Genomic DNA, 7,085 nt, shown 5'->3' on the forward strand with positions numbered 1-7,085 from the left:
GGCGCATGGGAACTCGTGGGGCCGGAGTGCTGTGGGTGGTGAGCGCGCTCGCCTACGTGGGAGCGGAGGCGGTCACCGCGTCCGCGTTCCCGGGTTACAGCTACGCACGGAACTACATCAGCGATCTCGGCGTGCCCGAGGTGGGCGTGTTCCAGGGGCGCGCGATCGACTCGCCGCTGCACGCGGTGATGAACGCCGGATTCCTCCTGCAGGGGGCGCTCTACCTCGCCGCCGCCGTCACGACCGTGCGGGCGGCGCGGGGCGGATCGCGGGGGCTGTTCCTCTCCCTCGCCGTGGTCTACGCCGTGGGCATCGCCGTGGTGGGCCTCGTGCACGGGAGCAGCGCCAGTGCGCAGAACGGGATCGGCGGCCTGCACGTGGTCGGCGCCGCGATGGCGATCGTCGGCGGCAACGCGGCCTCGATCGTCGCCGGTGCCGCGGCCCGGCGCGGCCGCGCCCCGTGGGCGCTCGGGACGGTCGGGATCGCGCTCGGCGCGGTCGGCCTGCTCGCGCTGCTGATGCTGCAGGTCGACACCCGCGTGCCCGGCGTCGATCTGCTGCCCGACGGCGTCTGGGAGCGCGCCTCCGTCTACGCCGTCACGGCCTGGCAGCTCGCGACCGGCCTGCGGCTGCTCCGGCGCCCGGACGCGCCGCGGCGCCCGCTGCCTCCTCAGACCGCGGGCAGCGGCGCTCCGATCCGGTAGAAGCGGTCGGCCGTCGCCGCGAAGACGTCGCGCCGCTCCGCAGGCGAGAGTGCCGCGGTGAGCTCGTCGAACGCGGTGTACAGCTCGGAGAAGCTCGAGTAGAGGCTGTCGACCGGGAAGTTGCTGCCGAGCATCGTCCGCGCCGGCCCGAACGCCTCGAGCGTCTCGTGCACGAACGGCGCGATCGACGCGCGGGTCCAGGAGTGGTCGTTCGTGCCGATCGCCGAGATCTTCACGACCGTGTTCTCGCGCTCAGCGACGGCGCGCAGCCCCCTCCGCCACTCGTCCACCGAGTCGGAGTCGCGGCCGATCGGCATGCCGAGGTGGTCGAGCACGATCGCGGTGCCGGGGAAGGCGCTGGCGAGCTCGGCCGCCTCCTGCAGCTGCGAGGGGAACACCTGCAGGTCGAACGACAGGCCCAGCGGCTCGAGCCGCGCGAAGTGCGCGCGCCAGACCGGATCGGCCGAGATCCCCGGCCGATCGCGGTGCGTGAAGACCGGATCCGGGTGCCAGTTCAGGATGTCGCGGACGCCGCGCGTCACGGAGTACCCGGCGTGCTCCTCCAGCTGCCGGGGCGCGTCGGCGTCCAGGAGCGACACGTGCGCGACGTGCACCGTCGGCACCGGGCGCTCGCGGGAGAGGGCGTCGATCCAGGCCGTCTCGGCGAGCGCGTCGGCCGCGCCGTTCTCGACGTGCACGGAGGCGACGAGGGTCACGTCCCGGGCGTCGGCGAGGTAGTCGTCGACGCTGTAGGAGCGGCGGATCGGCCGGTCGTCGCCGTGGTAGCGGAAGGGCTCGGCCGGCCCCTCCAGCCACGGGTAGGAGCGGCGGAGATCCGTCAGGTGGTGGTGGGCGTCGATGACGACGAATCCGCTCATGCGTGCCTCCCCGGGGTCGGAGCGCCGAGGCGCGCGATCGTGCGGACGACGCCGGTGTGGTCCAGATCGCCGTCGCCGTCGGCGACCATCCTCTCGAACAGGCCGGTCACGGCGGTGATCGCGGGCAGGACGACGCCCTCGGCGTCCGCAGCCTCGCGGACGTAGCGGAGGTCCTTCAGCTGGTTGCGCGCGCTGCCGCCCTCGGCGAAGTCGTCCTTCAGCCACTTGGCGCTCTTCTGCTCGAGCACGGTCGTGCGGGCGAGGCCGCCCTGCAGCAGCTCGACCATCACCTCCGGGTCGAGTCCGGCGGTGCGGGCGAGCAGCAGGGCTTCGGAGACGACGGCGACCGTCCCGGCGACCACGATCTGGTTGCAGAGCTTGGCGGTCGCTCCGGCGCCGCTCGGGCCGAGGTGGCGGACCGTGCGGCCGAGCCGCGCGAGCACGGGGAGGACGCGGGCGACCGCCTCCTCCTCACCGCCCACCATGATGCTGAGGGTCGCGTCCCGGGCGCCGACCGTGCCGCCGCTGAGCGGGGCGTCGACGACGCGGACGCCGTGCTCCTCGGCGAGGCGGGCGGCGAGCGCGGCCACCGCCGAGGGCGAGACGGTCCCGTGCACGACGAGCACCGGATCCGCGATGGCCTGCTCGCGCCAGCCGGCGAGCAGGCCGTCCTCGCCGTCCAGCAGCGACTCGACCTGCGCGAGGTCCGGCAGCACCGTCAGGGTGATGTCGGCCGCCGCCTCGCGCGGAGTCGCCGCCACGCGGGCTCCGAGCGCGGCGAAGGGGTCGGCCTTCGCGCGGGTGCGGTTCCAGACCGCGAGGCCGCCGTCGTCGACGAGGTTCCGCGCCATCGGGGCGCCCATGGGTCCGAGGCCGAGCAGCGAGAGCGTCACGGGGCGACCTCGGCGAGCTGGTCCGGCGCCACGTCGTCGAGCAGCACCGCGGCCTCGAAGCCGAGCAGCTCGCGGGAGCGGGTGAGGTCGAGCCCGACGGAGCGGCCCGGCAGCTCGCCGCGCGGCACGCCGGGGGCGATCGCGTCGAGGGCGGCCGCGGTGTCGCCGCGGAGGTAGGTGAGCGGAGCGGCGACCAGGATCCCCGGAGCGGGAGGCGTGTCGTGCAGCAGCGCCGCGAGCACCGAGCGGGCGGCATCGGCCGCGTCGAGGTAGCTGAACCCCTCCGCCGCCTGGCGGCGCGGGTCGGCGGCGAGCGCGGTGCGCAGGTGCTCGCCGAACCGCCGTCCGCCCTCGAGCGTGATGTCGCGCACCAGCGGGAAGCGGAGGCCGGTGAGCTCGAGGCCCCAGGTGGTGTGCGCCATCCGGGCCGCGTCCTCGCTCGCGAGCTTCGAGAGCGAGTACTCGTCCGAGATCCGGGGAGCCGCGTCCTCGGAGTAGGGGAACACGGGCGGGAGCGCCTGCTCGGCCCCGAGGGGGTAGCCGTTCGCGTTGATGCTGGAGGCGTAGACGACCTTGGCGACTCCGGCCGCCGCGGACGCCGCGAGCACCGCGAAGGTGCCCACGGCGTTCACGCGGTAGGTCTCGACCGCGTCGGCCATCCCGAGTCCGGCGTAGCCGCCGAGGTGGACGACCGCGTGCTGGCCGGACAGCGCCTCGGCGAGGACGGCCTCGTCGGTCACGTCGCCGACGACGGTCCGGACGGCCGGGTCCGCCCCCGCGTCGCTGCGGTCGAGGACGGTGACGACCGCTCCCTCCGCCAGGAGCGCCGCGACGGTGGGCCTCCCGATGAGGCCCCAGCCGCCCGTCACGAGGACCCGCGCGCCGTCGAGGGCGGTCAGCGCGGTCACACGTTCACCGACGGCGTCGACTCGGTCGGAGGAGCGGCGACGTCCTCCTGCTTCTTCCTGCGGCCTCTGGAGAACATCGGCCAGCCCTTGCTGCCCTGGTCGAGCGTGACGGCGATCAGGACGACGAGGCCGGTGACGATCTGCTCGTAGAAGCTCGGCACGTTCAGCAGCACCAGGCCGTTGGTGAGCGCGCCCAGGATGAGCGCGCCGACCAGGGTGCCCGCGATGCGGCCCTCGCCGCCCATCAGGTTCGCTCCTCCGATGACCGCCGCGGCGATCGCGGTGAGCTGGTACGGGCTGCCCGCGTCCGGCTGCGCGGCGTTGATGCGGGCGACGATGACCAGGCCGGCCAGGGCCGAGAGCCCGCCGGAGATGCAGTAGACGGCGATCTTGACGCGGTGGACCCGGACCCCCGAGAGCCAGGCGGTCTCCTCGCTGCCGCCGACCGCGATCACGTTCTGGCCGAACACGGTCTTGCGCAGGAGCAGCCAGGCCGCGACTCCGACGACCGCCACGATGACGACCACGACGGGCACGCCTCCGATGTAGCTGTTGAGCAGGAGGATGAACTCCTTCGGCACGTCGTAGACCGGCTTGCCGTTGGTGGCGACGTAGGCGCCTCCCTGGAACACGCTCATCGTGCCGAGCGTGGCGATGAAGGGCGGCAGGTTCAGCTTGGTGACCAGCAGGCCGTTGATCCCTCCGCAGATCAGGCCGAGGACGATGCCGGCCGCGAGACCGAGCAGCGGGGGCACGCCGCCGTTGACCATCAGCGAGGCGCTGACGATCCCGACGAAGCTGGCCATGGCGCCCACCGCCAGGTCGATGCCGCCGGTGATGATGACGAAGGTCAGGCCGATGCCGATGATGGCGTTCACGCTGGCCGACACCGCGACGTCGCGGAGGTTGCCGATGGTGAGGAAGTTGGGGTTCAGCACGCCCAGGATGACGAAGAGGACGACGGCGGCGATGTAGATGCCGAAGGCCTGCAGGTTGAAGGAGCGCCGGCGCGGGGTGGCGACGCTCCCGGTCTCGGGGGAGGTCATGAGGTTCCTTTCGCCACGCCCATGGCGTTGGCCACGATGCTGTGCTCGGTGATGTCGTCGCCGACGTGCTCGGAGACGAAGCGCCCGGACCTCATCACGAGGACCCGGTCGCTGATGGAGATGATCTCGGGCAGGTCGCTCGAGACGACGATCACGGCGTGCCCCTCGGAGGCCAGCTGATCGATGAGCTCGTAGATCTCGACCTTGCCGCCGACGTCGACGCCCTTGGTCGGCTCGTCGAAGAGGAAGACGCTCGCTCCGAGCCAGATCCACTTCGCGATCACGATCTTCTGCTGGTTGCCGCCCGAGAACTGGCGGGCGTTGAGGCGGACGTCGGCGGGACGCAGCGACATGCGCCGGCCCATCTCCTCCGCCGTCTCGATCTGCCGCTTCGTGCTGATGAAGGGGCCGAAGCCGTTCAGCTGCCGGTCGGAGGTGAGGGCGACGTTCGCGTAGGCCGGGGTCTGGAGGACGAGGCCCTGGTGCTTGCGGTCCTCGGGGATGAACGCGATGCCGGCGTCGCGGCTGTCGCGCGGCGAGCGGATGCGCAGCGCACGGCCGCCCAGGCGGACGGTCCCCTCGCTGCCGTCGTCGGCGCGGATGAGCGCGCGGAGGAACTCGGTGCGGCCGGAGCCGACGAGGCCGGCGATGCCGACGACCTCGCCGCGGCGGACGCTGATCGACTCCGGTCCGACTCCGCTCGGGTGGACGACGCCCGTGGCCTCGAAGTGCACCTCGGCGTCCGGGGCGACCGGGTGGCGCCGCTCGAACGAGAGCAGCTCCCGGCCGACCATCCGCCGCACGATGTCCTCGGACGAGGTCTCGCCGATCGGAGCGTCGTAGGCGGGCCGGCCGTCGCGGAGGACGACGACCGTGTCCGACACGCTCATCACCTCCGGCATCTTGTGCGAGACGTAGATGACGCCGACGCCCCGCCCGTGGGCGATCTCGCGGACCCGGGTGAGGACCCCCTCGACGTTGTGCTCGAGCATGCTCGTCGTCGGCTCGTCGAGCGCGACGATCTTCGCGCCGAACGCGAACGCCCGGGCGATGGTGAGCGCGTGCCGCTGCGCCGGGCTGAGCCGGCCGACCGGGGTCCTCGCCTCCATCGGGAAGCCCATCAGGTGGACGTCCTTGAGGGCCCGGTCGATGTCGTCCTGGGCGGACGCGCGCTGCTTGCGCGTCCGCCCGAGGAGCAGGTTCTGCATCACCGTGAGCTGGGGCACGATGGCCGGCTCCTGGTGCGCGATGCGGACCCCCTCGGCGAGCGCCTGGCGGGAGGTGTACTCCATCCGCCGGACGCCGTCGATCGTGATCGAGCCGCGGTCCGGGCGCAGGGCCCCGCCGAGGATGTTCAGCAGGGTGCTCTTGCCCGCGCCGTTCTCGCCGGCGAGGGTGCGGATCTCGCCGCGGTCGAGCGTGAAGCTCACGCCGTCCAGGGCGCGGACGCCCGGGAACGATTTCGCGATGCCGCGGACCTCGAGCAGATGCTCGGCCATGTTCCGTCTACTTCCTTGTCGAGGAGGTCGTGGGGAGGGAGGAGGTGACGGGTTACGGCATCCCGGTCTCGTACTGCGCGACGTTGGTGCTGTCGATGATGAACGCGGGGACGTCGATCCACGCGGGGACCTTCTTCCCGGCGAGCAGGTACAGCGCGGCGTCCACGCCGGTCGCGCCCTCTGTGGTGGGCAGCTCGCTGACGGTGGCGGTGTAGTCGCCGGCCAGGATCTGCTTCTTCGCCTGCGGGATGCCGTCGGTGCCGACCAGGATCACCTCGCCGGTGAGGCCCTTCGCGTCGATGGCGGCCTGGACGCCGAGCGCCATGCCGTCGTTCTGCGAGTAGAAGGCCGCGATGTCGGGGTTCGCGGTCAGCATCGTGGTCGCGATCTCCTGCGCCTTGGTCTGGTCCCAGGAGGCGGTCTGGGAGGCGACGAGCTCGAGGTTCTCGTGCTTCGCGAGGGCGGCGGTGAAGCCGTCTCCGCGGTTGATCGCGTTGGAGGAGCCCGGGTCGCCCTCGATCATCGCGACCTTGCCGCCGTCGGGCAGCTTGTCGGCGATGTAGTCGGCGGCGGTCGCGCCGATGGTGGTCGCGTCGGGTCCGACGTAGACGGTGCCGGCGACGCCGCTCTTGGCGTCGTTGAGGACGATCGCGGGGATGCCGTCGGCGAGCGCCGACTCGAAGATCGAGTCGAGGCCGGTGGCCGAGATCGGCGAGGCGAGGATGGCGGAGCAGCCCTGGTTCATGGCGCTCTTGGCCTTGTCGAGCTGCTCGGTGATCGAGGACTCGTCGGTGACGTCGAAGGTCTGGTAGTCGACGCCGAGCTCCTTCGCGCGGTTCTCGAAGCCGTCGCGCTCATAGCCCCAGAACTCGTTGGAGAGGGTGCGGGTGATGTAGCAGAGCTTCGCGCCGTCCGGCACGGTGGGGGTGCCGAGCGAGGAGGCGACCTCGTCGGCGGGGGTCTGCGCGGAGGCGTCGACGAGCGACACGATGTCGGCGCCGGAGCCGGAGCCGCCGGCGGATCCGCCGCCGTCTCCGTCGGGCGAGGCCGAGCATCCGGCGAGGAGCGTCAGGGAGGCGAGGCCGGCGAGGGCGACGCCGGCGGCGCGGGTGGGGAACGACATGGGAGGGGGGCCTTTCGTCATTGGAAGGTAGGGG

At 72.4% G+C, this 7,085-nt stretch carries 7 protein-coding genes; 1 reads left to right on the plus strand and 6 read right to left on the minus strand.

Translation table 11 applies throughout. The features are described 5' to 3' along the window. Positions 1–5: 5 nt before the first annotated feature. On the plus strand, positions 6–704 hold the full coding sequence (locus tag C5D50_RS15700; RefSeq protein ID WP_104283924.1) for a DUF998 domain-containing protein: 699 nt from the start codon (positions 6–8) through the stop codon (positions 702–704). Here the strand turns inward: C5D50_RS15700 and C5D50_RS15705 are convergent. The 6 genes from C5D50_RS15705 to C5D50_RS15730 are packed head-to-tail and all read right to left on the minus strand — an operon-like array spanning position 671 to position 7,051. Further along, a complete protein-coding gene (locus C5D50_RS15705) occupies positions 671–1,582 on the minus strand; it encodes an amidohydrolase (protein ID WP_104283925.1) in 912 nt (303 codons plus the stop codon). The genes C5D50_RS15700 and C5D50_RS15705 overlap by 34 nt on opposite strands. Further along, positions 1,579–2,475: an NAD(P)-dependent oxidoreductase gene (locus C5D50_RS15710; protein ID WP_258069652.1), complete on the minus strand. Its 897-nt coding sequence runs from the start codon at positions 2,473–2,475 to the stop codon at positions 1,579–1,581. The genes C5D50_RS15705 and C5D50_RS15710 overlap by 4 nt, the downstream gene beginning before the upstream one ends. Further along, a complete protein-coding gene (locus C5D50_RS15715) occupies positions 2,472–3,383 on the minus strand; it encodes an NAD(P)-dependent oxidoreductase (RefSeq protein ID WP_181137365.1) in 912 nt (303 codons plus the stop codon). Before C5D50_RS15715 ends, C5D50_RS15710 begins: the two co-directional genes overlap by 4 nt. Continuing rightward, a complete protein-coding gene (locus tag C5D50_RS15720) occupies positions 3,380–4,429 on the minus strand; it encodes an ABC transporter permease (RefSeq protein ID WP_104283927.1) in 1,050 nt (349 codons plus the stop codon). The genes C5D50_RS15715 and C5D50_RS15720 overlap by 4 nt, the downstream gene beginning before the upstream one ends. Then, positions 4,426–5,928, minus strand: coding sequence for a sugar ABC transporter ATP-binding protein (locus C5D50_RS15725; protein WP_104283928.1), 1,503 nt, complete (start codon positions 5,926–5,928; stop codon positions 4,426–4,428). Before C5D50_RS15725 ends, C5D50_RS15720 begins: the two co-directional genes overlap by 4 nt. A 52-nt stretch (positions 5,929–5,980) precedes the next feature. Beyond that, positions 5,981–7,051, minus strand: coding sequence for a substrate-binding domain-containing protein (locus C5D50_RS15730; RefSeq protein WP_159939642.1), 1,071 nt, complete (start codon positions 7,049–7,051; stop codon positions 5,981–5,983). Positions 7,052–7,085: the final 34 nt, after the last annotated feature.

It is taken from the genome of Rathayibacter sp. RFBD1 (genome assembly GCF_002932915.1).
Lineage (GTDB): Bacteria > Actinomycetota > Actinomycetes > Actinomycetales > Microbacteriaceae > Rathayibacter.